Source organism: Brevundimonas sp. Bb-A (genome assembly GCF_009394735.1).
Taxonomy (GTDB): Bacteria; Pseudomonadota; Alphaproteobacteria; order Caulobacterales; family Caulobacteraceae; genus Brevundimonas; species Brevundimonas aurantiaca.
This window is the reverse complement of record NZ_CP045456.1, coordinates 3,251,154-3,275,294: the sequence shown is the minus strand read 5'-3', so window position 1 is coordinate 3,275,294 and position 24,141 is coordinate 3,251,154. Positions and strand designations below refer to the sequence as shown.

The following is a 24,141-nucleotide window of genomic DNA, read 5'->3' as shown; positions in this document are numbered from 1 at the left end:
GTTTTTACAGATCTCTATATCAAACGTCGATCGCGTTTGGACCTGGTTCCAGCGTGCGGGACAGTCGTCTCGGCGCCTCGACGACAGCAGCGAGGGCCGTCGAGGAAACCGCGGGCCCGTCCCGCCACCACAGGAGACATCCGTGATCGCGCTCCCTTCCGCCGCCCAGCCGACCGCGCCTCGGCCCTTCTATCGGCATCTCTATTTTCAGGTTCTGACCGCCATCGTCGCGGGGGCCCTTATCGGCCATTTCTGGCCCAGCTTCGGGGAGAGCCTCAAGCCGCTGGGCGACGCCTTCATCAAACTGGTGAAGATGATCATCGCCCCGGTCATCTTCCTGACGATCGTCACCGGCATTGCGGGCATGAGCGACATCGGCCGGGTGGGGCGCGTGGCGGCCAAGGCCTTCGCCTACTTCCTGACCTTCTCGACCCTGGCCCTGATCGTCGGCCTGACCATCGCCAACGTCGTCCAGCCGGGCCACGGCCTGAACATCGATCCCGCCAGCTTGGACGCCGGGGCCGTCGCCAAATATTCCGAACAGGCGCATGAGACGACCGTCACCGGCTTCCTGATGGGGATCATCCCCGACACCTTCGCCAGCGCCTTTTCCGAGGGCAACATCCTGCAGGTCCTGTTCGTCTCGGTCCTGTTCGGCCTGGCCCTGGCCATGGTGGGCGATGTCGGCAAGCCGGTTCTGAACTTCCTGGAATCGGTCAGCCACGCCTTCTTCAAACTGGTGGCCATCCTGATGAAGGCCGCGCCGATCGGCGCCTTCGGGGCCTTCGCCTTCACCATCGGCAAGTACGGCATCGGTTCGATCGCCAATCTGGCCGCGCTGGTCGCCACCTTCTACATCACCGCCGTCATCTTCGTGGTCGGCGTCCTGGGCCTGGTCGCCTGGGCGAACGGTTTCAACATTCTGAAGCTGATCCGCTATCTGAAGGAAGAACTGCTGCTGGTCCTGGGCACCTCCTCGTCGGAAGCCGCCCTGCCGTCGCTGCTGAACAAGATGGAGCGGGCCGGCGCCTCCAAGTCGGTGGTCGGACTGGTCGTGCCGACCGGCTATTCGTTCAATCTGGACGGCACCAACATCTATATGACGATGGCGGCCCTGTTCATCGCCCAGGCCCTGAACATCCAACTGTCGCTGGAACAGCAGATCCTGCTGCTGGCGGTGGCCATGCTGTCGTCCAAGGGCGCAGCCGGCATCACCGGCGCCGGCTTCATCACCCTGGCGGCGACCCTGTCGGTGGTTCCGACCGTCCCGGTGGCGGGCATGGCCCTGATCCTGGGCATCGACCGCTTCATGAGCGAATGCCGCGCCCTGACCAACTTCATCGGCAATGCGGTGGCCACCATCGTCGTCGCTCGGTGGGAGGGCGAACTGGACCGGAATGCGCTGGCGGCGGCCTTGAACGGCCCGGCCCAGCCGATCGCCGCCCAACCCGATCCCGCCGCAGGCCCCGGCGACAAGGATCTGGTCACCGCCGACTGACGGCCTTGGGCGCCGTCGCTGCCGGCTTTTCCGCCCCCGCAACGACGGCGCCCAGCACCCGCTGAAAAAACCGCCACGGTTTACGCAGTTCTGCGTATCGCGGTTCAGCCGTTCCTTAACACACTAAGTTTACAGGGGTTCTCATGAAACGCCTCCGCACCCTCGCGGCGGGCGTCGGCCTCGCCGCGCTCGCCACCTCCGCCTTCGCCCAGTCGCCTTCGACGGACGAAATCTCCGCCCTGCGCGCCCAGGTCCAGGCGCTCTCGGCCCGTCTCGAACAGTTGGAAGCTCAGGCCGCCGCCCAGCAGGCTCCTGCGGCTCCTGCGGCCGTCGGCGCCCCCGCCCCGGCCGCCGCACGTCCTGTGATCCAGACCGCCGCCGCCCCGGCGCCGGTCTCCACCACCGACTGGTCCAGCGGCCTGCCCGAGATGCGCAGCCCCGACGGCGCCTTCACCTTCAAGCCGCGCATCCGCGTCACCGCCGACCTGTCCAACACCTTCGGCTCGGACTACGACAGCCGCAACCTGACCACCACCGAACTGCGCGGGCTGCGTCTGGGCGCCCAGGGCAAGATCGCCGGCGGCTTCAGCTACTGGATCGAAGGCGACATCGCCGACAACGCCGTCAGCGTCGCCAACGCCTTCATGGCCTACAGCACCAAATGGGGCGGCCGGGATCTCGAAATTTCCATGGGCCAGCGCCTGAACGACCGCGGCGTCGAAGGCGGCACGCCCGAGGACATGGTTCCCTTCCTGGAGCGCAGCCTGATGGTCTCCACCATCGGCCCGGAACGGGGCGCCTACGGGGTCGGCGTCTCGTCCAAGCTGACCGGCAGCGTCTGGCACGCCTCCCTGTCCGTGACGGGCGATGCGATCAGCAGCGGCGCGACCAATGACTCGGTCACTGTCATGGCCCGCACCCACTGGGCGCCGTTCAAGACGGACGCCGGCCATCTGCACCTCGGCGGCTGGGGCTTCGTCGAAGACCTGACGCCGAACGCCTCGGTGGCGTCGCGCAGCCTGGTCGTCTCGTCCCGCGGCAACGACAATCTGCGGCTCCAAGGCGGCGTCTACGCCGATCCCAAGGGCAGCAAGGGTCTGGGTCTCGAACTGGGCGGGGTCCAGGGTTCGGGCTGGCTGATGGCCGAGGGCGGTCGGCGGGTGCTGGAAACGGCGGCGCGCGACTATGATCAGGACGCCTACAGCGTCTCGGCCGGCTTCTTCCTGACCGGTGAAAAGCCGCCGCTGTCGGCCAAGACGGGCACCTGGGCGCGTCCCAAGGTGCTGAATCCGCTCGGCGCCGACGGCTACGGCGCCGTCGAAATCGTGGGGCGGTACGATCAGGCCGACTACAGCGACATCGCCACGGGCGGCGAGGGCGACAGCTGGCTGTTGGGCGTCAACTGGTACCCGACCAACAATACGCGCGTCTCGGCCCACTGGAGCGCCTGGTCGGTCGACAACCGCACCGGAACCTTCCTGGGCGACGACAGCGGCAATACCGCCACGGTCCGCGTCCAGACGGCTTTTTAAGGTTTGCTCAGCTAGACAACATAGCCCGGAGCGGCCCGCCGCTCCGGGCTTTCCCCGCCCCACCAGCTCTCCGGGACAGTCCGATGAACCTGAAGAATATTCCGATGCAGCGGAAACTGGCGATCGCCTTCGCCCTTCTGCTGACGGTCGCCGCCGCCATGATCGGTGCGGTCTTCTTTCAGCTGTCGGAGATGCGGACTGCTGCGCGGCTGAACGCCGAAAGCAAGGCGATCATCGAACATACCCATGTCGCGGAAAAGGGCGTCATCCGCCTCAACTCGCAGATGCGGGGCGTGCTGCTGACGGGCAACGAAGACTATCTGGGGGTTTATCGAAAGGGGTGGGAGCAGTTCGAAGAGTCGAGCGCCGCCCTGGCCGCCGCCGATCTGACGCCCGAAGAAGCCGCCCTGGTGCAGAAGGCTCGCGCCGACGCCGCCGCCTGGCGGACCGAGTTCGGCACGCCCCTGACCGAGGCTGCGCTTGATCCCGCGCGCATCGATGCGGCGCGGCGGGTCCTGGTGGATTCCGGCGATCGCGTCCGGGTGACCCACATCACCAAAGCCATCAGCGATCTGCGTGACATGGAGATCGAGCGGATGAATCTGCGCGACGCCCAGCAGTCGTCCGCCATCACCGCCTCCTTCATCGCCCTGGCCGTCGGCGGCCTGATCCTGATCGTCGCCGCCGTCTTCCTGGGCGTCCAGTTGTCAATCCTGATGGTCGCGCCGGTGCGGCGCATGACGGGCGCCATGTCGATCATGGCCCAAGGCAAGCTGGACGTCGCCATTCCCGACACGGACCGCAAGGACGAGGTCGGCGCCATGGCCCAGGCCATGCAGGTGTTTCGCGATAACGGCCTGCGCGCCAAGACGCTGGAACAGGAAGCCGACACCCTGCGCAATGACTCCGAGGCCGAGCGCCGCCGCCGCGAGGCCGCCGCCGCCCAGGAGGCGGCTGAAAACGCCGTCGTCATCGAAAACCTGGGCAAGGGGTTGCACGCCCTTGCCGAAGGCGACCTCGTTTACCGCATCAATGCGCCCTTCCCGCCGCGCAGCGAGGTTCTGAAAACGGACTTCAACCGCTCGATCGCCCGTCTGGAAGAGACGGTCACCGGCGTTCTGGGCTCGGTCCACGGCATCGACAGCGGCGCAGGTGAAATCAGCCAGGCCTCTGACGACCTGTCGCGTCGCACCGAACAACAGGCCGCCAGCCTGGAGGAGACCGCCGCCGCCCTGGACGAGATCACCGTCACGGTCCGCAAGACGGCCGACGGCGCCAGCCAGGCCGCCGTCGTCACGAGCGGCGCCCGCCAGAGCGCGGAAGCCTCAGGCGCCGTCGTGATGAACGCTGTCGAAGCCATGCAGAAGATCGAAGACGGCTCGCGTCAGATCAGCCAGATCGTCGGCGTCATCGACGAGATCGCCTTCCAGACCAATCTTCTGGCTCTGAACGCCGGGGTCGAGGCGGCGCGGGCGGGCGAGAGCGGTCGCGGCTTTGCGGTCGTCGCCTCGGAAGTCCGGGCCCTGGCTCAGCGTTCGGCCGAGGCCGCCAAGGAGATCAAGACCCTGATCAACAGCTCCGGCGCCGAGGTCGAGAACGGCGTGCGCCTGGTCAGCGAGGCCGGCTCGGCCCTCCAGGCCATCGCCGCCCAGGTCAACGACATCAGCGCCCTGGTGGTCGAGATCGCCGCCTCGGCCAAGGAGCAGGCGACGGGCCTGCAAGAAATCAATGTGGCCGTGAATCAGATGGATCAGGTCACTCAGCAAAACGCCGCCATGGTCGAACAGGCCACGGCCGCCAGCGCCGCCCTGCGCCAGGAGACCGCCGAACTGTCGGCCCAGGTCGCCTTCTTCCAGGTGTCGGCGGCGGGCAAGACGCCGGGGGCCAAACCCGCCTCAGCGCCCGTCGCGACGGCTAGGCCCCGCACGGCCCCGCAGAAGACGCTCAAGGTCGCCAACGGCGGCGTGATTTCTACCGACGCTGCATCCGACGGTTGGGAAGAGTTCTAACTCCAGCGGGCGGCGGCGACGTCGCCCAAACACCCTTCAACGCGGCTGAGACCCTTGTCCGTCGCAGGAAAATCAAGGGTGTTGAGTCTTTGACACGCTTTCAAAAGCGTCATGATATTCGCCGCTTTCCGGCCATGATTTTCGCGTCCCAAGAGTGCCGACCTCCTCGTCACGGACCGATGTTTCATGACCTCCGCCGCGCTTCTTCTGCTTGCCCTGACGCCCGCCGCCGCTGACGTTCAGCAGACCCAGCCGGAGGCCCCTGCGGTGGTCCTGCCCGATGTCGAGGTGACGGCGACCAAGCGCGGCGTGGCCCTGGGCGGGCAGGAGCCGATCGTCTCCTATGACGCGACCCAGATTCAGGCCTTCGGCGCCACCAACATCGGCGAACTGGTCACCCTGCTGGAGGCCCAGACCCGCAGCGCGCGGGGCGGCTCGCCCGTCTTTCTGGTCAATGGCCGGCGCATCTCGGGCTTTCGCGAAATCCGCGGCATTCCGCCCGAGGCCATAGAGCGGTTCGAGGTCCTGCCTGAGGAGACGGCGCTCTCCTATGGCTACAGCGCCAATCAGCGGGTCGTGAACATCGTGCTGAAGGCCGATTTCCGCTCCCTGACCGCCTCGGTCAACGTCAGTCGGCCCGAGCAGGGCGGCCGCACCACCACGGCCAGCGAAAACAATCTGCTGAAGATCGCCGGCGCCGACCGCTGGTCGATGGACATCAACGGTTCGACCAGCAACCCCCTGTATGAGGACGAGCGCGACATCGACCGGTCGGGGACGACGCGGCAAGACTCCGTCGCCGACAGGGATCTGAACGCCTATCGCACCCTGCTGCCGCGTTCGGCCGAGGCCTCGGTGGCGGGAACCTACAAGCACGATCTGAACGACAAGGTCGGCATGACCCTGAGCGGCAGTCTGACGGACAGCGCCAGCCGCAGCTATCTGGGCCTGCCGGGCGTCAGCCTGACCCTGCCGGACGGCAATCCCTGGTCGCCGGGGGGCGATGCGACGACCCTTTATCGCTATCTGGACCTGCCCCAGGCCCTGACCCGCCAGACCAATACGCGCAGCGCCGAACTGGGCGCCGTGTTCGACGGCTATCTGGGCGACTGGCGCTGGACCGCGACCGGTGAATACAGCCGCACCCGGACCGACACCGTCACCGGCCGAGGGGTCGAGGACGACGACCTCCTGGCCCGGATCGCCGCCGGCGACACGACGGTGAACCCCTATGGCGATCTCACCGGCGCGGTCGGGCCGGTGCGCCGCGACACCGCCCAGTCGATCTCCCAATCGCTGGAGGGGGAGGTGGTGCTGAACGGCACGGCCTGGGAGCTGCCTGCCGGCGGGATCACCACCACCTTCAAGTTCGGCGGAGAGCATCAGGCGCTGGACTCCGAAAGCGTCCGCTCCGGCCTGGCGACAGACCGCTCCCAGTCGCGCGACCTGGGCAGCGTCCAGGCGAACTTCGACCTGCCGATCGCCAGCGTGGATCGCGGCGTCCTGGCGGGCATCGGCGATCTGTCGGCCAATATGAACCTGGCCTATCAGGAGCTGTCGGACTTCGGCGGGGTCTCCAGCATCGGCGGCGGCCTGAACTGGTCGCCGGTCGAGCGGCTGTCCCTGTCGGCCAACTATTCGGACGAGGGCAAGGCTCCCACGGTGCAGCAGCTGAACGATCCCACGATCGCCACGCCCAACACCCCTGTCTTCGACTATGCGACCAACCAGACCGTCGAAATCACCCAGATCAGCGGCGGCGATCCCAATCTGAAGGCCGAGGATCGGCGCATCCTGAAGCTGGGCGTGAACTGGCAGCCCCTGTCATCGACCGATCTGCGGCTGAACCTGGCCTATACCCGCACCGAGATCGACAATGAGATCGCCGGCTTCCCCGCCATCACCCCGGACCTGGAGGCAGCCCTGCCGGAGCGGTTCGTCCGGAACGCCGACGGCGATCTGGTCTCGATCGACGCCCGGCCGCTGAACTTCGCCAAGCGGGATCAGCAGGACGTCCAGTGGGGCTTCAACTTCTCGCGGCCCTTCGGCAAGGCCAATCCCGCGCTTGCAGGCCAGCGGGGGCCTGGGGGCGGCCCAGGCGGAGGCGCGATCCGGATGGGCGGCGGACCCGGCGGGCCCGGCGGTCCGGGCGGCGGCCGCCTGCGCGGCTCGCGCGGGCCGGGCATGCAGCCGGGCCAGGGGATGTTCAACCTGTCGCTGACCCACACCTGGCGGGTGCAGGACGAGGTGGTGATCCGCGACGGCCTGGCGCCCCTGGACCTGTTGGACGGCGACTCCGTCTCCGGCTCGGGCGGCCAGTCGCGCCATGAGGTCCAGCTTCAGACCGGAGTGTTCAAGAACGGCTACGGCGCCTTCCTCAACGCCAACTGGCGCTCGGGCACGACGGTGAACGGCGACGGTCCGAACACCGTCGATCTGGACTTTTCGGACCGCACGACGGTCAATCTGTTCGCCTTCGCCGACCTGTCCCAGCGCACTGGACTGGTGGAGCGTTTCCCCTTCCTGAAGGGCGCGCGGATCGGGCTGGGGGTTCAGAACCTGTTCGACGACCGCGTCTCGGTGACCAGCAGCGACGGCTCGACCCCGGTCAACTATCAGCGCGACTATCTGGACCCCCAGGGTCGGGTCTTCCGCATCAATCTGCGCAAGATCCTGTTCTGACGGCGGCTTAAGGCCAGACCAAGGCCAGGGCCGTCAGGATCACGATGACGGCGCCGGCCAAGGGGAAGAACAGACGATCGGACATAGGCGAACCCTATCCATCCGACGATCGGCGGACAAGGCGGTCGGTTTCGCACCTGCGTCAAAACCTTGACCGGCTCATGACGGCGGCTTACCCGGACAGACTGTTTGCAAAGGACCGTCGAATGCCGCGCCTGATCCTGCTCCGCCATGGCCAGAGCCAGTGGAACCTCGAGAACCGCTTTACGGGCTGGGTGGACGTCGATCTGACGGCGGAAGGCGAGGCCCAGGCCCGTCGGGGCGGCGAGCTGATCGCCCAGGCCGGGTTCAAACCCGCCGTCATGTTCACCTCGGTGCTGAAACGCGCCAAGCGCACCGGCGCCCTGGCCCTGCAATCGGCCGGCCTGACCGACGTGCCGGTGATCGAGGACTGGCGGCTGAACGAGCGTCACTACGGCGGCCTGACCGGGCTGAACAAGGCCGAGACGGCCGAGAAGCACGGCGAGGATCAGGTCAAGATCTGGCGACGCAGCTATGACGTCCCGCCGCCGCCTCTGGCGCCGGGCGGCGAGTTCGATTTCAACGCCGACCCCCGCTACGCCGGCAAGGCCATCCCGGACACCGAAAGTCTGAAGACCACCCTGGACCGGGTGGAGCCCTATTGGGACGCCGAGATCGCGCCGCGGCTGAAGGCGGGCGAGGACGTGCTGATCGCCGCCCACGGCAACTCCCTGCGCGCCATCGTCAAACTGCTGTTCGCCGTGCCGGACGATCAGATCGTCGGGGTCGAAATCCCTACCGGCAATCCGCTGGAGATCGAGCTGGACGCCGCTTTGAAGCCGACCGCCGCGCGCTATCTGGACGCCGATCGCGCCGAAACCCTGCCGACCCTGCCATGAGCTGGAGCGACGCCGACCGCAGCTTCATGGCCCAGGCCATAGATCTGGCGACAGGCCGTATGGGCGAGACCTGGCCCAATCCGGCGGTCGGCTGCGTCATCGTCAAGGACGGGCGGGTCATCGCCCAGGCCGCGACCGCCCCCGGCGGCCGTCCCCACGCCGAGGAGCAGGCGGTCCCCGCCGCCGGACCCGACGTCGAGGGCGCGACGGTCTATGTCACCCTGGAGCCCTGCGGCGCGCGTTCTTCCGGCCGCAAATCGTGCGCCCACTTCCTGACCGAGGCCAGGGTGGCGCGCGTCGTCATCGCCTGTCTGGACCCGTCGCCCTTTGCGGCCGGCCGGGGCACCGAACGCCTGCGCGCCGAGGGGCTGACGGTCGAAACGGGCCTTATGTGCGAGGAGGGCGCGGCCCTGTGCGAGGGGTTTCTGCACCGGTTGGAAACCGGCCGCCCCCTGGTGCGGGTCAGCAAGGACGGCGCCGGCTTTGACGGCCGTTTCGTCGCCTCGCCCAAGGCCGACCTGGTCACTGAGCTGAAGCGGCTGGGGGAGGCGGGCTATACACGGCTTTGGACCTCGTCGGGGGAGTTGGCCGACGCCCTGCGTGACCAGGGCCTGCTGACCGAGTGACAAGCGACTGTCGCTAAAGGCTTTCTTAAATCAGCCGGGCCTAGGCTGATCGAATGCAGGCGGCTGAACCCATCGTGCGCAAGCGCCTGACTCAGGCGGAACTGGACGTGATCTGCGCCCGGCACGACCGCCTGTTCCAGGCCCGCCCGGGCGGCGCCCGCGCCGTCTTCGCCTGGATGGACATCTCGGGCCTCAGCCTCAGGGGTCGCAATCTGGCCGATGCGGATTTCGCCGCCGCCTGTCTGGAAAACTGCGACCTGACCGGCGCCAGGCTGGACAACGCCAACTTCTTCGGCGCGGACATGCAGGACGTCGTCCTGGCGGACGCCAGCCTGCGTCGGGCCGATCTGCGCGGCGCCTGTCTGCGCGGGGCCGACCTGTCGGGCGCGGACCTGTTCGAGGCCGATCTGCGCGAAGGCACCATCGCCGCCGCCGACGCCAAACTGGGGTTCAAGGTCATTGAACCGCGTCAGCGCCAGGAAAGCGAAATGATGGGCGCCTGTTTAGCCGGGGCCAATCTGCAGCGTTCGCGCATGTCGGGCGTCATCGCCATCAAGGCCGACTTCTCGGGCGCGGTGATGAAGGACTGCAAAATGGTCCGCGCCAATCTGAAACAGGCCGATTTCCGCGGCGCGGACCTGGCCGGGGCCGACCTGTCGGGCGCCGACCTGTCGGGGGCGGACATGCGCGACGCCATCCTGGTGGGCTGCAAGATGACGATGTGGCGCGCCGACGGCGCCAATATGGAAGGAACCCTGACCGACGACCGGTCCGCCGGCGCCTCGGTCGATCGCATGCCGGCGGCGGAAATGCTGCGCGAACACGCCCGCTGGTGCGAGACGGGCGGGACGGAGGGGCAGCCTTCGGTTTTCGACGGTGTCGATCTGCGCCCGCTGAAGTCGATCACCGGCCTGAACCTGACCGCCCTGTCGGCCAAGGGGGCGGTCTTCTACGGCCTGGACATGGAGGGGGTGCAGCTTCAGGGCGCCCATCTGGAGAACGCCGACCTGCGCTCGGCGCGACTCTACCGCGCCGATCTGCGCGGCGCGCGGCTGAAGAACGCCAAGATGAGCGGGGCGGACCTGCGCGGGGCGCAACTGGGGCCGCTGCTGATCGGGGCCGACCGGCTGCTGGCGGCGGACCTGACCGGCGCCAATCTGCGGGGCGCCGACCTGTCCGGCGCGGATCTGCGCCGGGCGGTGCTGACGAGCGCCGATCTGGGCCGCGCCGTCATGCACGGCGCCCAGACCCGCCAGATCGATCTGACGGGCGCCAATCTGGCGGGGGTGCGCGGCCTGACCCTGGAGGATCAGGCCGGCTGAGGTCTCAGGCCAGGGCCTTCAACTGATCGACCAGATCGGTCCTTTCCCAGCTGAAGCCGCCGTCGGCGTCCGGCGCGCGGCCGAAGTGGCCATAGGCGGCCGTGCGGGCGTAGATCGGCTTGTTCAGCCCCAGGTGCTGGCGGATGGCGCGCGGCGTGGCGCCGCCGATCAGGCCCAGCAGCTTGTCTTCCAGCACGGCCTCGGACACCTTGCCCGTGCCGTGTAGATCGACGTGGATCGACTGGGGCTCCGCGACCCCAATGGCGTAGGAGATCTGGATGGTGCAGCGATCGGCCAGACCCGCCGCCACGACGTTCTTCGCCAGATAGCGGCAGGCGTAGGCGGCCGAGCGGTCCACCTTGGTCGGGTCCTTGCCCGAGAAGGCGCCGCCGCCGTGGGGCGCTGCGCCGCCGTAGGTGTCGACGATGATCTTGCGTCCCGTCAGTCCGGCGTCGCCGTCCGGCCCGCCGATCTCGAAAATGCCGGTCGGATTGATGTGCCAGACGGTCTTATCGTCAGTGAAGCCTTCCGGCAGCACCTCGAGGATATAGGGTTTGACGATCTCGGCCACCTGGGCGGCGCTCAGACCCTTGGCGTGCTGGGTCGACAGGACGATGGAGGCGGCGCGCTTGGGCTTGCCGTTTTCGTATTCGATCGTGACCTGGCTCTTGGCGTCAGGTTCCAGCTGCGAGCCGCCGGCGTGGCGCACCTCGGCCAGGCGCTTGAGGATGTTGTGGCTGTACTGCAGGGTCGCCGGCATCAGCTCCGGCGTCTCGTTCGAGGCGTAGCCGAACATGATGCCCTGGTCGCCTGCGCCCTCATCCTTCTCATTGGTTGAATCGACGCCCACGGCGATGTCGGCCGACTGGGCGTGCAGATGGCAGGCGTAGTCCGCCGTCGCCCAGTGGAAGCCGTCCTGCTCATAGCCGATGTCCTTGACCGCAGCGCGAACCAGGGGCTCCAAACTGTCGATGATCGACTGGGTGAAGGCTTCGTTCTGTTCCTTGGTGTTGCCCGGCTGGGTGGCGCGGACCTCGCCGGCCAGCACGATCCGCTGGGTCGTCACCAGGGTTTCGCAGGCGACGCGGGCCTCGGGGTCCTTGGACAGGAAGGCGTCGACGACGGTGTCCGAGATGCGGTCGGCGACCTTGTCCGGGTGTCCTTCGGACACGCTTTCCGAGGTGAAGAGGAAGGAGGAACGAGCGGCCAAGAGAGGCTCCTGTCAGTGTCAGGCGTGAAGACATATAAACATATGCTTATATGTTCAAGTGATGTCCTGACTCTTGCCTGGCTATATCCGAGACCCTGGTCTGGTCGAGGCGCGGAAATCCGTTATGACAGACGGGGGAGCGCGTGATGTCCGAAAACCTGTCGCCGAGAGAGAGGGAATGCGTCCAGCTGGCGGGCCAGGGACTGGAGGACAAGGAAATCGCCGCGCATCTGGGGATTTCGCCCCGCACGGTCGGCAACCACCTCCACAGGGCCTACAGCAAGCTGGGGGTTTCGGACCGCAAGCTGGCCGCGCGCCGGCTGAGTAACGGCTACTCAGGGCATTCGATACTCATTTCTGGCGCGCCGGAAGACGGCTTTGTTGCCCCGGCGTCGGCCGAACAGTCCGGCGATGCGGAAGCCGCCGGGGATGCCGGTTGGTTCCTGCCCGCTCCGCCCCGTGGGGTCGTTGCGCGGCTGGGGATCATCGTCGCGGGTTCCGCCATCGCCCTTCTGCTCGCCATCGGGATCGTGACGGCGGGCATGGTGCTTCCATCCCTGTTCGACCGGATCGCCCCCGAAGCGGTGCGCTGACGCAGCGGCTTTGAGCAGGAGGGCGAGCCATGAGAAATATTCAGGTCGGCGTCAGGGTGGCGCGACAAATCCGAACGACCGAACACGCCGTGGACAGGGCGATGATCGAGGTCTGCAGATTGGTCCAGACGGCCCTGGAAGGCCGCGCCGAGGCGCATCTGGCCGCAGAAGTGGGCCAGGCGGTCCTCGCCGACATGGTTCAGGGCCTCAGCCAACTGGCTCAGGTGCGCGGCGCGGTCATTTCGGCGCATGACGGTCTGGCCAAGGTCGCCGAGGACCATCAGATCGGCTGGAACCTGGACGGCACGCGCGAAGACAAGACCGGCAATCCCGTCACCCCCGTTCTTTCCGTCGCGGCCTGATCGGTCCCGCCGGTGGGCTCGCCCCTCTCGATCCTGCTGGAAGCCCTGACCTACGGCGCCATGGCGCTGCTGGCCTGGAAGGGGCGGACGCCGGAGCGACTGGTTCTGGCGGGCCTCCTGGCCCTCCAGTTCGGCTCTCCGATCCTGGATCACCTCACGATCGGCAGCTTCCGTTGGGCGGTGGCGGGCCTCTCCCTGGGCATGTTCGGCCTGCTGACGGGGTTGGCGCTCGTCTATCAACGGTGGTGGCTGATGTTGGCGGCCGGGGCACAACTGATCGCCCTATCGACCCATTTCGCCGCGCTCGGCGCGTCCCAACCCCTGATGTGGTCGATGGTTTCGGCCCGGATGGTGGTCTGGTTCGAACTGCTGCTTCTGGCGATCTTCGGCGTGTGGGAGGCCAATGCGGCCCCCTATGCGCGAACCCGTCCTAGTCAAGAACGCCGCGCGCTTTCGCTTTAAAGAAGGAACTGTATCAGTGACCGCTTCGACCGCCCCGGCCTTCATGCCGCTCTTTCGATCGTGGTTCGAGACCGCCCGCATCGCCGACACCCTTGGAGCGGCTGGCGTCGCCGCCAGCGACGACAATCTGCTGGCCGAACTGGACCTGGGGCCGATGGTGGAGGCCGAGGCCCGCCTCTTGAAACACGCGCCGTCCAGCGCGACCGAGGCGGCCTGTCTTTTGGAGATCGTCCGTCAGAACATCGCCGACTCCGGCCGTTCGGACAGTCTGGACGCCCGCGCCTTGGAGGCCGTCCAGATCTGGCTGGCGGATTTCGTCGTCGGCGCGGGGCAGGGGGCGGCGGTCAACCGCCTGCTGCAGCCGCCGCTCTGATCTCAGCCGCGCAGGCCCTTGGCGACGACCAGCAGGGCGTCGCGCTTGTCGCCGTCGCCGATGGCGCGGAACGCCGACAGCAGCTCCGCAACGCCCGGCTGCGCCAGAACCAGATCGTCGCCTTCGGCGGTGTCCAGTTCGCCCAGCAGGGCCGCTCCGGTCGATTTCAGCACGGCGGCGATCTGCAGCAGACGGGCGGCCGAGACGCGGTTCACGCCGCGCTCGTACTTCTGGATCTGCTGGAAGGTCACGCCTGCGCCGGCCGCCAACTGGGCCTGGGTGATGCGGAGTTCTTCGCGGCGGGCGCGGATGCGGGCGCCGATCGCGATGTCAACGGGGTCTACTGCGTCGCTCATAACAACCTTCGGAACGATATTAGAGGCCGTCAGGCCCGAAATCCTCCATGCCGTCAAGCCAAAGCTCTGCATTAGAGGGATGGTACGTACTTAGAATGGGAGTCTAAGGCTACTCAGGGGTGAAAGCGGCTCCGCCGATCGCCGCGCGACTCAATGTCCATCGTTGAACAACAGGCCGAAATCACGCGCCTTCCTGCGGCCCGCGTCAAGGTGGGACGGCCGCGTCCCTGAAGGCGCCCCCCATAACGGCCGCGGCCTAATAAAATCCTGCCTAACATCCCTAATTCAGCGCGGCTTTCGCCGAGGCACGATCGTCTCAGGGGCAACTGGGGAAAAGTGGTGCCGCTTAGGTGACTCGAACACCTGACCCCCTCATTACGAAATCGACTCAAGCACGGCCTTCAAACCCATGCGGGGCAAGGCTTTGAGGCGCAATCTGGCTGCCCGGATTCCGTCCTACCCACGGACATCCCAAATCGGCCCGACCGCGTGGTTCACGCGCTTCCTAGCTAACGCGCGCTAACTCAGACCAAGTCCAAATTGCCACCTCCGCCATACCTGCGAGAGCTCGTCTTGGGGGCCAGCTGAGCGACGGCTTCGCTTCCACCATAGAACTCGCCGCTGCGGTGCTCTTCTAGCAACGAGCGGTAAGTCTAGGCTCGTGCTCAGAGATAGATCAGCAACCCCATGTCGGCGATGGCTTCGTCTTCCTCTAGAACGCGCACCGAATCCCTGCCTATGCCGCCTTGCGCCATAAGGTGATCACGCAATGCTTGATCCGACAGATCGCATAGGCCCGGTGGTCCTAAAGTCCCGATAACCTGCAGACCGATCCGTCGGCACGCTTCGAAGGGGACCAACTCGCGATCGTTAATCAGAGCGGCCACGCCGGGGATTCCAGACTGTCTCTCAAGGATGCCGGAATCGAATTTGGGCGCTCCGAGGCGAGTCGAGTGGGCTATTAGTACCGTCCGCAATGCCCAGAAGAATCGGCGACGAGCGGCAAAGTTAGCTCCCCAATCCTTACCAATTAGAAGCCTCATGACGAGGGCACCAAGGGCTAGCTCGTCCTCGTAAGTGGACTTAGCTACGTACAGCGCGCGTAAGCGACCTAGAAAGTCGTCGGGGTCTTCCAGCGCCAAACCTTCAAAGGCGACGTGATAGGAAAATAGCGTTCCTGCTCTAGCGCTCTTCTCAAGCCAGCTCTGCGGATAGCGGTGTACGCTGACACCCCGAGTAGAGGTGGGTGCGCGTAGCTCGTTACCGGCCAGCGCCAGCAGAAGATCTACGTCAGAATCCGTTCGAGCCTCGCCGCGCGCCCGGCTGCCGTAGAGAAGGAGTACGGGGCCTGTCATCGAGTTCGTGAGAGTTTGGAGATCAGTGTGGAGAAGAACACCGTGTATAGGGTCACGGCCAAGATGGCGTGGACATCTTGCACTAGCGTGAGAGGCCACTGGCCGGCGCTATTGTGATTTGTAAAACCTATCAACAGAGTGATGTCGAAACTCTTTTGCCATGGATGCCCGATTGCCGGGGTGAATGGCACGAACGAGTAGATGGTGCCGAAAATGGCGAAGACCGCGGCGAGCAGGAGACTAGGGCGGCTCACCGACTCGCCCCAGCTGTTGGTCCAGCCCAGCAACCATATCAGGGCTAGGTTGAGGCCATGGAGCGGTATCTGCGCGATCGCCATCAGCTTGCGGACGTTCCGAGAAAACCGAAGTTGATACCAATCCTCGCAAAGCCTGGCCCAATTTCGCTGAAGCTCGTGTAGCTGAACTGTGCGGAAATAGATGTGCTCATCTCCGACCGTGGCGTGGCTAAGCATGATCGAACGCAGAACATGCGCCCGCGTCCCGGCCAATCGATACCACTGATAACAGGCGTGCTCCCTTTCTCCGGCCTTCGCTGGGTCCAGACCGCTAAACATCGCAGCTGTTAGATGCCCCGGGTTTTCAACGAAGGTGCGCTTCAGGTCGGTCTTGTTGCCCGAGACACCAATGCGCTCCCATCTGCAGCCGCGAAACTCACATTTCTCGAAAGATGCCAGCGCCAACGAGCTCGCGTTAAACGTACAGTTCCTAAAGTGAGCACTGTTCCAAGACGAGTAAGCAAAGTCGCAACCGACGAAATGGCAGCTGTCGAATATCAAAATGGACGTTACATGAAACCGCCCTTGGAAGTCGCATTCCCTAAAGGTGAGGCCCTTTATCTTATGCGTCTCGCCCGCGTGAATCTTCTGGACCAATGTTTCGCCGGACATGAACCGTCGCGTTGGGCTGGGGTCAGCCTCGAAATCCCAGTTATGGTGACGTGCCCCTGAGTTTTCATCCAGCGGCGACCAGAGTCCTTGGGTTAGTTACGCCTCGTAGCGTGGGGTGAGCAACAGGCCGAGCCGCGCAGCTTTCATCCTGCGCAGCGGGTCGGCCTGTTGCGGTCAGACTGGCGGCAAAGGCCTCCGGGGTGAGGTAGCCGATCGACGAGTGCGGCCGGCGGGTATTGTAGTCCAGCGCCCAGGCAGCGACCTTCTGGCGGGCGTGATCCAGACTAAAGAACAGGCTCTCGTTGAGCAGTTCGTCGCGCATCCGGCCGTTGAAGGATTCCACAAACCCGTTCTGGGTCGGCTTGCCGGGCGCGATGTAGTGCCAGTCGACGCCATGATCCTGCGCCCAGGCCAGGATGGCCGTGGACGTGAATTCCGTGCCGTTGTCGCTGACGATCATGGCGGGACGGCCCCGTCGAGCGATCAGCGCTGTCAGCTCGCGCGCGACGCGGCGTCCCGAGATCGAGGTGTCGGGGATCGCCGCCAGGCACTCGCGGGTGACGTCGTCGACCACGTTGAGAATGCGGAAGCGGCGGCCCGTGGCGAACTGGTCGTGCACAAAGTCCAGCGACCAGCGGGCGTTCGGCCTTGCCTCGATCAGGATCGGCGCCCGCGTGCCGATGGCTCGACGACGGGAGCGGCGCTTGCGCACCGTCAGACCTTCCTCGCGGTAGAGCCGGTAGATCCGGTTCTTGCCCGAAGGCTCGCCTTCACGTCGCAGCAGCACGAACAGCCGGCGATAGCCGAACCGTCGCCGCTCGACAGCCAGGGCGCGCAGCCGCTCCCGCAGCGCCGTGTCTGGCGGGCGGCAAGAGCGATAGCGCACCGATTTGCGGTCGGCCTTGATGATGGAGCAGGCCCGCCGCTCGCTGACGCCGAACGTCGCCTTCACATGGGCGACGGCTTGGCGCATCGCCGCGGGCCCTACCACTTTTTTGAGAGCAGATCGTTCAGCGCCGCCTTGTCGAGCATGGCGTCGGCCAGCAGGCGCTTCAGCTTTCCGTTCTCATCTTCCAGGGCGCGCAGGCGCTGGGCGTCCGACACGCTCATCCCGCCGAACTTGGCTTTCCAGGCGTAGATCGTGCCCTCCGACACGCCGTGCTTGCGCGCCAACTCGCCCGCTTTGGCACCGGCCTCGTTCTCCCGCAGGATCCCGATGATCTGCTCTTCCGTGAATCTCGCTCGTTTCATTCCGTCCGTCCTTTCAAGGGCCGGACTCTAGCTCCGCGTGGAGGAAATTCTCAGGGGCACGTCACCAGTGAAACAGCTGGACTTTCCGAGTCAGCGCGCCGCTCACGGTCAAAGGGTGGTGTGTCGGCAGGGACGAGAACTGGTTTGAAAGTGTTATAACTGCATCGATGCCGTTGAGCTTCGCGATGTTAAGGTAGGCTTCGATCTGCTCATTTGTGAGTTCTGCGGCACCGACTTTGGCTTCGACAAGCGCCGTCCATGTCGTTTTCCCTGTGTGAACGACAATCAGCCCATCGGGCCGGTGTTTCGCGCCTGCGACAGTCTTCTGGAGGCCGACCTCTGTGTATGTCTCGACTTTAGCCCTAACGCCCACACGCTGATCCACGCTGGCCATCATTGCTCGACCGAACTCGCCGACGTTCTCCAAGCAAGCCAGAAAGATCGAGAGAGTTCGCCCCTCTTTCGAGGTGTCGGCCAGCACCGGAAATAGCCGTGAGGGCTCACCTCGTTGAAGCACTGAAGGCAGCTTGGTCATGATGTTCCCTTGTAATCTTGGCCGCTGATCCGCCGCCTATCGCTAGCCGAAGTGTTCGCTCACATACGCCGCCACTTGGCTGAGTGGGATTTCCGGAGAGGACGCTCCAGCTCTAACGATCAGCCGATCAGTAGCGGTGCCTGAGCTGTCGGCCACGGCGAGGTAGACGGGCTTACGAGACCGCTTCACGTCAACCCGACAGATCACCTTCTCATCGATCACCGGATAGGAAACCGAAACGCAGCCGGCGCGGAAGCTCTCAGAAAAGCGATCTTTGATCAGGTTAGTCAGGTGGAGGTCGAACTTGTCCCGGCTTCCTCCGAACGTCGCCAAATCAGGCTCCAGTCCCGGAATTTCCCCATTGTCCTTTACGCCAATAAGCAGCGTTCCGCCCTTGTAGTTCGTGAAGGCCGCAACTGCTTTAAGGCACTGGTCTTCCAGCCGCTTGTGAAGCGCGGCTTGTCTCACATCCCATCGAAGAGTTTCTTTGAACTCCAACTGCTCGCCCTCACCTTGGGCGATCAGAAGCTCGACCGAAAGCTGGGTAGCCGCTTTCTCGATTTTGGGAGCGTTGGGGCCCGCATCAATGAGACTGTCGCGACGCAACAACACCCCTTTTTCCAGTCCATCCTCGAGAACGTCCAGGATGAGGTCTTTGAGCTGTGCGGAAGTCGACTTCACGCCGAATGCTCGAGCAACGGCCTGGACCGCTTGGTCTTCCGTCGCTCCAAAATTCCGGGACACAATGCTTACCAACGCGGCTTCGATCTCGGCGGGCGGGAACATCTCCGGTTTGCGCAATGTCGGGGACGCCGCTCCACTACGATCCCTGACAACGATGTCGGCGCCCGGATGGCTGAAGAAACCATCATCTTCCAGCACGCGTCCTTGCGAAATGGACACATCGATTGCCCGCCGAACAGCATCGCGTATCCGGCCGCCCGCGCGGGCTGCGCCCCAAGCATCACGGATGCGGGCAACAATCTCATCGAAATGAACGGGGCTTTCGAGCGCTACAACCTGTTCCGCTAGCTGAGTCAGAACCCCCGTCGGGGCTTGATGAAGCTCGGTCGATAGGTGTCCCGGCTTCTGGAGGACCGCTTCAATGTAAGGCTCTGAAACTGCGCTGGCCTCCTCAACGGCTGCTACGCCCATTTCGGTGACAGTTTCTCGTTCGACCGAAGTGATCTCGTATGTCGGCAGCCGGTCCTTGGCTTGCCCCGCCCGCGCCAATTCAACCTTCGCAGCTTCGATCGCTGCGACGACGCGATCGAGTTGTTCTTGCGGGCGCTTGAACCAATCTCCGCTCCAAATCCGATGCACGATCCAGCCTTGGCCTTCGAGGACGCTACGGCGAAGACGATCGCGGTCCCGCGCTGATCGGGAGTTCTTGTAGGACGGCCCGTCACATTCGATCGCGAGTAGATATCGATCAGGTTGGTCGGGATCGGCGACTGCGATGTCGATGAACAATCCTGAAACGCCAACGTCACGGTGAACTTGGTATCCGCGTTTGTGCAGGGCGGTCGCTATCTGCTCTTCGAACACGCCTTCGGTGTCGCGTCCGACAGATTCTGCCAGAGACATCCGCCCTGTCCGTGCGAAGTGCATGAACAGTTTGAGCGCAAAGACGCCCTTTCGCGACGAAGCGAAGTCTGGATCGATGTCTTCGTCCGTCATTGAACTAAAGACCTCGCATCGACGCTTCGCGCGACTGATCAGCACGTTCAGTCGTCGTTCGCCCCCTTCCTGTCCCACCGGGCCGAAACGCATGGGCGGTCTGCCACCTGGGGTCGTTGGACCGTAGCCGATCGAGATAAAGATTACGTCGCGCTCGTCGCCCTGCACATTCTCCAGATTTTTGACGAAGAATGGCTCAGACGGGTGCGCTTGGAAGAAGGCCTCATCTTCCTGCGTCAGTTGGCGACGGAGCACTTCCAACTGCTCCATGATCGCTTTCCGCTGAGCGGAGGAAAAGGCGACTACGCCGAGCGACTGATTGGGCGACGTTTTCGCATGATGGATAATGGCGGCTGCGACGACCTTGGCCTCCACCGGATTGGTCCGGGTCGTGCCGGTTTCAAAAACGCCATCCTTGATATGATGGAAGCGGAGCCCCAATCCCGATTGTGCGGTGTAAGGGCTGGGAATGATGACGAGCTTGTTCTCGTAGAACTGACGGTTGGAAACCGCGATCAAGGATTGATGTCGGCTGCGGTAATGCCAACGCAGCATCCTTGTCGGCAGCCCCCGCGCAGTGAACAGCCCCAAGATGCTCTCGATATCAGCCACAGGAGCTGATCCATCGTCGTCGTCCGCATCCGTCTGACCTGTCATCTTGGCGAAGAAGGCGGTCGGCGGCAGCTGTTGAGGGTCGCCCACCACGACGACCTGTTTGCATCTCGCAATCGCACCAAGCGCATCGACCGGCTGAATCTGGCTAGCCTCGTCCATGACCAACAGATCAAATGTCAGAGCGCCGGGCGGGAGGAACTGGGCTACCGAGAGGGGGCTCATCATGAAGACGGGCTTGAGCGCCTGGATTGGCTGTGCCGCCTTCTGCATCAGTTGACGGATAGGCATGTGGCCGCGTTTGCGTGCCATTTCACCTTTGAGGATTCCAAGCGGTCCCACTGCACCGCCAGTCTTGGGAGGAACGCGACGATGGTGATCGAGCGCAACCTGCATTGCGGCGGCTCGGATCCTTTGGTGATCCAAGTCGATGAATTCTCGGACCTTACGTCCGTGAAGTTCGCCATCAAACGTCGCTAGTGCCGGCTCAGCCGCCACCTGTCCTTCGAATACAGATTCGAAAAAGGCCTGTTCGAAGTCGGGCAGGGCGCAAACGGGCGCAAGTTCCCCTGTGTGAAGCCGATCGACAAGGTCGCCCAGACCGAGCGCCCGCCCCTCATGTGCGCGAGCTCGATACGCCACCCAAGAGGTCAGCGCCTCGCCGCCATCTCGCCACGCCGCAAGGCGGTCGGAGACATCAGATGTCGGCAGTGTAAGGACGTTTTCTGCGGTCAGAGCAGCTCCCGAATCCGCTTCAAGGTCCGAGAGTAGATTGCCGAAGGCATTGGACCACGTTGCCCGTAGGCTGATCAGATCATCACACCGACCGGGGAGCGTTGGTCGATCCGATATGCCTGCTGCCAGAATACGGATATCCCCGTTGCCCTCGATCCAGGTGGAGATGTCAGACAGCGCGCCCCAGTCTGAGACCTCGCCATTCCAGCGTCCACCAAACGCCTCACGCCCTAAAAGCTCTTGAGCCTTAAGCTCTGCCCTTGAGGCCTGCCCTCGCACGAGCGCGGACAGGTCGTCTCGACGTTCGACTATCGACCTGTCACCGTTGATCGAGAGATCGCGGTATTCTGTGTCGGCCTTCGCCAATCGCGCAGATGCTTCTGACACCGCTGACAGCGCGGCGTCATCTGCATGCGACGCGTCACCAAACATGACCGTGCGCCGATCTCCTAGATCATCCCACAGATCCGCGACCTCACTTCGTGTGGCCTGAAGCAAGGAAGAAAGGTTAGCTGCAAGGTCTCCCACCCGTAGTCGGTCTGGCCGACGACCAATCGCGATGCGGGGTTCAGCGCCCAATCCTTTGAGGCTGCGCATCCATTCGACCATCGCCGTCAGAGGCGCTGAGGACGATCGTTCACCGCGCCAGTCGCTTCCAAACGCGGAGCGCCCGAAAGCATCTTCCGATTGGATTAGCTTCTGAGCAGCCTGCCCGCGAGCAAGTGCATCCAACCAGTTCAAGCGCCGCTGGAGAGGGGCCTTCGGGTCCGAGAGATAGGACCGGACCAACTGGTTCGCAGAGCGCCAATCGCCGTTAAAGATTCTGAAAACCGAGCTGCCATGTGCTGCGAGGTTGCGACGTGCATCGGAGAGGTCAGTGTTCCATGCAGAATCACTTAGCGCGTTTCCAATCTCACTGCGCGCGTCTTCGAGTGACTTCACTGCGTTCGCCAAGTCGGCGGCACGCTCTACTCCATTGTCCCAGAGGTCCTGTGCGAAGGCAGCCGGATCGGCTTCGGGAGCATGGGAAACTCTCTCGCCTATCCGAGCCAGCTTCTCGAGTTCGGCGAGCGTATTCGGCGTCTCCTGTCGGCCGATCGCCTTGGCTAGACGCGCCGCGACCTCGGCGATCTCCGGAGTCCGTTCGGCGACCGAGCGCGCGAGAACAAAGGAGGTGATAGGCGTGCTATCGGCGAGCGCGGCAAGGGTGTCCAGGATTGACGTGACATCGGCGTCCCAAGCCGACTGGTTGAACTTCAAGTCCAACAAGGCTCGCAGCGAATCTAGTTCAGCACCCGCGCTTACTAGAGCCCGCACATTCGCGGGCTGCTCCCAGACGGTTGCGCTGAACGGCAGGGGGTCAAGCTCCGGAGCTGAAGCGACGCGAATCCCGAGGTCACGCACTGCCTCCAAATCTGCCAAGGCCATAGCTTCATTTCGATCGAGAAGCTTTAGCAACTCACCCTGACTAGCGCGCATGTCGCCCAGCTGCAGAAACAGCTCCGCCAGCCTTGCCTCAATCCTTGCGATTTCCGGTGGAAGCGCACGATCACGCTCAATTCCGCGCCAGAGATGTTGGCCGGGAACTCCCAGCTCGAGCACTCTTTCGGCGAGTTCGGTTACGAGGCGAGAGCGCTTTTCAAAGTCCTCCCGTGACCAGTCCTCCGGTGTGTTGAGCTTCAAATAGGCTGGTTTGACGCCTTCCTGACGAAGCCGCACCAGATGGCCTACGACCTCATAGGGTGTGTACTCAGCCGCTCCAGCGGGGCGATGGAGACGATCCGCGTGAGCATTCAGTTCGTCGCGGGCGTCGGTCAAACGAGCGTTCAGAACCGCGAGGTTGTCCGTCCGAGGCGCGCCAAGCTCCCAAGTTCGGCGAAGCTCTTCGAGAACGGCTCGCTTGTTCGCTTTGTTGCTGTGGAGTTCGAGACAGGCGTCGCCTACGCCTGTCGTGTCGAGCCGACGCTTAACTACCTCCAACGCAGCCATCTTTTCGGCCACGAAGAGCACCGTCTTGCCGTCTGCGACGGCTGCGGCGATCACGTTGGCAATTGTTTGTGACTTGCCGGTTCCGGGTGGTCCCTGGATGACCAAGTCCCGCCCCCGGCGTACTTCCTCGATCGCCAGCGTTTGTGAGCTGTCACTGTCAACGATGTGCACCATCTGGGATGGGGCAATGTGCGCATCGACTGAAACATCTTCCGGAATCAGCGCTTCACCGGCGGGAAAGCCCTCCGTCATTAGCGGCTTTAACAGGTTGTGATCCGACAGTTTGCCGTTTGGCGGCCAAGTGTTCGGGTCCAGGTCGCGGTACATTAGGAACTTGGCGAACGAGAAGAAGCCGAGAACCAGATCGTCTAGGTCCACGGACCATCCAGGTTTTGCGGCGATGGCTTCCGAGACGGCTGCTGCGTAAGCGGACGGATCAAAGTCCTCTCCGGCTTCGAAAGTCGGAAGTTTCAGGCCGTGGACTCGATCGAGATATGCTTCGAGCGAAAGATTGGCTGCGACGTCTTCTTGGCGTGCTCGTAGCTTGAACTTCTCGGCTGCGTTGCCTCGTTCCAACTCGACGGGAACCAGAATGAGCGGCGCGAACCGGATCAGCGCCGCATCTTTCGGATCAACCCACTTGAGCGTGCCGACCGCGAGAAACAGGATGTTGACCCCCTGCTCCTCCTCGAGAGTCCGAGCATCGTAGTAGAGGTCGAGCAGTTTCTTTTGCAGGCCCGCAGCGGTTAGCCGCGTTTGGAGCTTAGTGTCCGCGTGACGATTTGCGACGCCCCGCGCGTCAATGCCGTCATCTTCGGGTTGAGCGAGTTCTGCGATCTCGTCTTCACCATCCTCCCCTTCCAGCACCTCGCCGCGACCTGCGAGGAAGGTGAATGCCTTGCCTTCCTTAACCAAAAGGCGAAACACCTCTTGGCCTCGCTCATCGGCGATCTCTAGGGTCTTGGCGCTCTTCGCCGACCTGGGAATGCTAAGCAGGCGGTTGCGGGCCGATAGGTCCAGCAGCTCAGTTCTCGCTCTTTCGAGCTTGGCCTCAATCGGCAGGTCGCTCTGGAATACCGACACCGGCTCAGCGGCCGGTGCGGCGACATCTTCATTGGACATTTCACGCCT

Annotated in this window: 18 protein-coding genes; 11 read left to right on the top strand and 7 right to left on the bottom strand. The window is 64.2% G+C overall.

All coding sequences use genetic code 11. From position 1 onward, the window contains the following. Positions 1 to 142: 142 nt before the first annotated feature. The 7 genes from BSP_RS16125 (at position 143) to BSP_RS16095 (ending at position 10,589) form a co-directional block, all read left to right on the top strand. Positions 143 to 1,498 (top strand): dicarboxylate/amino acid:cation symporter, encoded by a 1,356-nt coding sequence (locus BSP_RS16125; protein ID WP_152951000.1) that lies wholly within the window; start codon positions 143 to 145, stop codon positions 1,496 to 1,498. Between the two features lie 143 nt (positions 1,499 to 1,641). After that, positions 1,642 to 3,030 carry an OprO/OprP family phosphate-selective porin gene (locus tag BSP_RS16120; RefSeq protein WP_152950999.1) on the top strand — a complete coding sequence of 463 codons (1,389 nt, stop codon included), beginning with the start codon at positions 1,642 to 1,644 and terminating at the stop codon, positions 3,028 to 3,030. A gap of 83 nt (positions 3,031 to 3,113) precedes the next feature. Beyond that, positions 3,114 to 5,039, top strand: a complete 1,926-nt coding sequence (locus BSP_RS16115; protein ID WP_152950998.1) for a methyl-accepting chemotaxis protein — start codon at positions 3,114 to 3,116, stop codon at positions 5,037 to 5,039. A 186-nt stretch (positions 5,040 to 5,225) separates the two neighbouring features. Then, positions 5,226 to 7,721: a TonB-dependent siderophore receptor gene (locus BSP_RS16110; protein ID WP_152950997.1), complete on the top strand. Its 2,496-nt coding sequence runs from the start codon at positions 5,226 to 5,228 to the stop codon at positions 7,719 to 7,721. 206 nt (positions 7,722 to 7,927) lie between these two features. Continuing rightward, on the top strand, positions 7,928 to 8,641 hold the full coding sequence (gene gpmA / locus BSP_RS16105; protein ID WP_054766710.1) for a 2,3-diphosphoglycerate-dependent phosphoglycerate mutase: 714 nt from the start codon (positions 7,928 to 7,930) through the stop codon (positions 8,639 to 8,641). Then, a complete protein-coding gene (locus tag BSP_RS16100; protein WP_054766709.1) occupies positions 8,638 to 9,267 on the top strand; it encodes a bifunctional diaminohydroxyphosphoribosylaminopyrimidine deaminase/5-amino-6-(5-phosphoribosylamino)uracil reductase RibD in 630 nt (209 codons plus the stop codon). The genes gpmA and BSP_RS16100 overlap by 4 nt, the downstream gene beginning before the upstream one ends. 53 nt (positions 9,268 to 9,320) lie before the next feature. Further along, a complete protein-coding gene (locus BSP_RS16095; protein ID WP_054766708.1) occupies positions 9,321 to 10,589 on the top strand; it encodes a pentapeptide repeat-containing protein in 1,269 nt (422 codons plus the stop codon). A 4-nt stretch (positions 10,590 to 10,593) separates the two neighbouring features. On the opposite strand, the gene metK is transcribed toward BSP_RS16095, so the two are convergent. Continuing rightward, positions 10,594 to 11,799, bottom strand: a complete 1,206-nt coding sequence (gene metK, locus BSP_RS16090; RefSeq protein ID WP_054766707.1) for a methionine adenosyltransferase — start codon at positions 11,797 to 11,799, stop codon at positions 10,594 to 10,596. A gap of 146 nt (positions 11,800 to 11,945) precedes the next feature. Here metK and BSP_RS16085 point away from each other — a divergent pair, with 146 nt between their 5' ends. The 4 genes from BSP_RS16085 to BSP_RS16070 are packed head-to-tail and all read left to right on the top strand — an operon-like array spanning position 11,946 to position 13,589. Further along, positions 11,946 to 12,392 (top strand): helix-turn-helix transcriptional regulator, encoded by a 447-nt coding sequence (locus tag BSP_RS16085; protein ID WP_152950996.1) that lies wholly within the window; start codon positions 11,946 to 11,948, stop codon positions 12,390 to 12,392. A 29-nt stretch (positions 12,393 to 12,421) separates the two neighbouring features. Next, a complete protein-coding gene (locus BSP_RS16080; protein WP_152950995.1) occupies positions 12,422 to 12,754 on the top strand; it encodes a hypothetical protein in 333 nt (110 codons plus the stop codon). A 12-nt stretch (positions 12,755 to 12,766) separates the two neighbouring features. After that, positions 12,767 to 13,216, top strand: coding sequence for a hypothetical protein (locus BSP_RS16075; RefSeq protein WP_224764399.1), 450 nt, complete (start codon positions 12,767 to 12,769; stop codon positions 13,214 to 13,216). A 16-nt stretch (positions 13,217 to 13,232) separates the two neighbouring features. After that, complete coding sequence (locus BSP_RS16070; protein ID WP_227975994.1) at positions 13,233 to 13,589, top strand: hypothetical protein; 357 nt, start codon at positions 13,233 to 13,235, stop codon at positions 13,587 to 13,589. A 2-nt stretch (positions 13,590 to 13,591) separates the two neighbouring features. Here the strand turns inward: BSP_RS16070 and BSP_RS16065 are convergent, their stop codons facing one another. The 6 genes from BSP_RS16065 to BSP_RS16040 form a co-directional block, all read right to left on the bottom strand. Continuing rightward, entirely contained in the window at positions 13,592 to 13,945 is a 354-nt protein-coding gene (locus BSP_RS16065; protein ID WP_152950994.1) for a helix-turn-helix domain-containing protein, read from the bottom strand. 665 nt (positions 13,946 to 14,610) lie between these two features. Beyond that, entirely contained in the window at positions 14,611 to 15,300 is a 690-nt protein-coding gene (locus BSP_RS16060; RefSeq protein ID WP_152950993.1) for a nucleotidyltransferase domain-containing protein, read from the bottom strand. After that, the gene (locus tag BSP_RS16055; RefSeq protein WP_152950992.1) at positions 15,297 to 16,208 is read right to left on the bottom strand and encodes a pentapeptide repeat-containing protein; all 912 of its coding nucleotides are present in this window, start codon (positions 16,206 to 16,208) and stop codon (positions 15,297 to 15,299) included. Before BSP_RS16055 ends, BSP_RS16060 begins: the two co-directional genes overlap by 4 nt. A gap of 64 nt (positions 16,209 to 16,272) precedes the next feature. Then, a protein-coding gene (locus BSP_RS16050; RefSeq protein ID WP_152948930.1) for an IS3 family transposase occupies positions 16,273 to 17,459 on the bottom strand; the annotation gives its coding sequence in 2 pieces (ribosomal slippage) (positions 16,273 to 17,198 and positions 17,198 to 17,459; 1,188 coding nt in all). A gap of 61 nt (positions 17,460 to 17,520) precedes the next feature. After that, on the bottom strand, positions 17,521 to 17,994 hold the full coding sequence (locus BSP_RS16045) for a hypothetical protein (protein WP_152950991.1): 474 nt from the start codon (positions 17,992 to 17,994) through the stop codon (positions 17,521 to 17,523). A gap of 42 nt (positions 17,995 to 18,036) precedes the next feature. Then, entirely contained in the window at positions 18,037 to 24,132 is a 6,096-nt protein-coding gene (locus BSP_RS16040; RefSeq protein WP_194166984.1) for a DUF3320 domain-containing protein, read from the bottom strand. Positions 24,133 to 24,141 lie beyond the last annotated feature (9 nt).

What these genes read in the sequence shown, in the direction of transcription:
- BSP_RS16080 (WP_152950995.1), top strand. Translation starts at nt 12,422, where the DNA reads ATGAGAAATATTCAGGTCGGCGTCAGGGTGGCGCGACAAATCCGAACG.
- BSP_RS16115 (WP_152950998.1), top strand. Translation starts at nt 3,114, where the DNA reads ATGAACCTGAAGAATATTCCGATGCAGCGGAAACTGGCGATCGCCTTC.
- BSP_RS16100 (WP_054766709.1), top strand. Translation starts at nt 8,638, where the DNA reads ATGAGCTGGAGCGACGCCGACCGCAGCTTCATGGCCCAGGCCATAGAT.
- gpmA (WP_054766710.1), top strand. Translation starts at nt 7,928, where the DNA reads ATGCCGCGCCTGATCCTGCTCCGCCATGGCCAGAGCCAGTGGAACCTC.
- BSP_RS16040 (WP_194166984.1), bottom strand. Translation starts at nt 24,132, where the DNA reads ATGTCCAATGAAGATGTCGCCGCACCGGCCGCTGAGCCGGTGTCGGTA.
- BSP_RS16045 (WP_152950991.1), bottom strand. Translation starts at nt 17,994, where the DNA reads ATGACCAAGCTGCCTTCAGTGCTTCAACGAGGTGAGCCCTCACGGCTA.
- BSP_RS16055 (WP_152950992.1), bottom strand. Translation starts at nt 16,208, where the DNA reads ATGTCCGGCGAAACATTGGTCCAGAAGATTCACGCGGGCGAGACGCAT.
- BSP_RS16095 (WP_054766708.1), top strand. Translation starts at nt 9,321, where the DNA reads ATGCAGGCGGCTGAACCCATCGTGCGCAAGCGCCTGACTCAGGCGGAA.
- BSP_RS16085 (WP_152950996.1), top strand. Translation starts at nt 11,946, where the DNA reads ATGTCCGAAAACCTGTCGCCGAGAGAGAGGGAATGCGTCCAGCTGGCG.
- BSP_RS16065 (WP_152950994.1), bottom strand. Translation starts at nt 13,945, where the DNA reads ATGAGCGACGCAGTAGACCCCGTTGACATCGCGATCGGCGCCCGCATC.
- BSP_RS16110 (WP_152950997.1), top strand. Translation starts at nt 5,226, where the DNA reads ATGACCTCCGCCGCGCTTCTTCTGCTTGCCCTGACGCCCGCCGCCGCT.
- BSP_RS16120 (WP_152950999.1), top strand. Translation starts at nt 1,642, where the DNA reads ATGAAACGCCTCCGCACCCTCGCGGCGGGCGTCGGCCTCGCCGCGCTC.
- BSP_RS16060 (WP_152950993.1), bottom strand. Translation starts at nt 15,300, where the DNA reads ATGACAGGCCCCGTACTCCTTCTCTACGGCAGCCGGGCGCGCGGCGAG.